Source organism: Streptomyces sp. M2CJ-2 (assembly GCF_016757295.1).
Taxonomy (GTDB): domain Bacteria; phylum Actinomycetota; class Actinomycetes; order Streptomycetales; family Streptomycetaceae; genus Streptomyces.
In genome coordinates, this window is the sequence record NZ_JAESIF010000264.1 from 1 (window position 1) to 816 (window position 816).

Consider the following 816-nt stretch of genomic DNA (forward strand, 5'->3'; position numbering starts at 1 on the left):
TTCAGCTGCGCGGCGCCATCATCTGGCTGCGCAGCCTTGCCCCCGCCACATGATCACGATCCCGAACAGGCCCTAAACGGGTTGCCCATAGGCGTAGCACACGCCCTGATGGGGGCCACGCCGCCAGCCGGCTTCGCGATCCAGAACACGGTCACGCATTACGACCACGCGTCGGCGCCCTGTCTCCCCGACGACGGCTGCTGTCCGCAGGGGCCGTGGCCGGGCTTCGCGGCGCTGTGCGCGTACGTGGCGGTGACGCTGGGGCCGGCGATCTCACGGCTGCGCCGGCGGGACGTCTGATCCTCAGGCGCTCCATGCGGACCAGTGGACGAAACTTACCCACCCTGCAGGCCCCTCCGGCACATCGGACCCGCAATGACCGGCTCGCCGATCGGCACAACAGCCAGTCGTACCGCGCCGCCCCACCCCTGGTGGCCGCACTCCCCAGCATCCGCTACCGACGACGGCCCCCAGCCCCTGAATGAGGACTTCCCCGCCCTGGAACCCACTCACGACGCATCGCCGCCCTCTTGGCCCCTGTCTGGCCCCTCGATCTTGAATTCGAGCCCCAGGGCAGCTGTCCCAGAGACCCGGCAACAATCGTCATCGTCTGCTCCGCCGCAAGTCAGCGGCGTCAACGAACACCCGAACGCGCGAGGCCCACGAGAAAACCGAACTCGCGAGCAGCGGATTTCGGTCCGCAGGACCGGAGTTGACGCCCAACACCTCGCGAGGAACGTTTCCGCACCCATGAGGGCCGGGCCTGTCAAGGGGCGTAGACGGTCCCCGCCTGCGGCTTTCGGTGGGATGCCGGGA

1 protein-coding gene is annotated in these 816 nt (G+C 68.6%); it reads left to right on the forward strand.

Annotation, left to right across the window (positions count from 1 at the left end):
* The first annotated feature begins 108 nt into the window (after positions 1-108).
* Positions 109-300, forward strand: a complete 192-nt coding sequence (locus tag JL475_RS39215) for a hypothetical protein (RefSeq protein ID WP_202282959.1) — start codon at positions 109-111, stop codon at positions 298-300.
* Positions 301-816 lie beyond the last annotated feature (516 nt).

What these genes read in the sequence shown, in the direction of transcription:
- JL475_RS39215 (WP_202282959.1), top strand. Translation starts at nt 109, where the DNA reads ATGGGGGCCACGCCGCCAGCCGGCTTCGCGATCCAGAACACGGTCACG.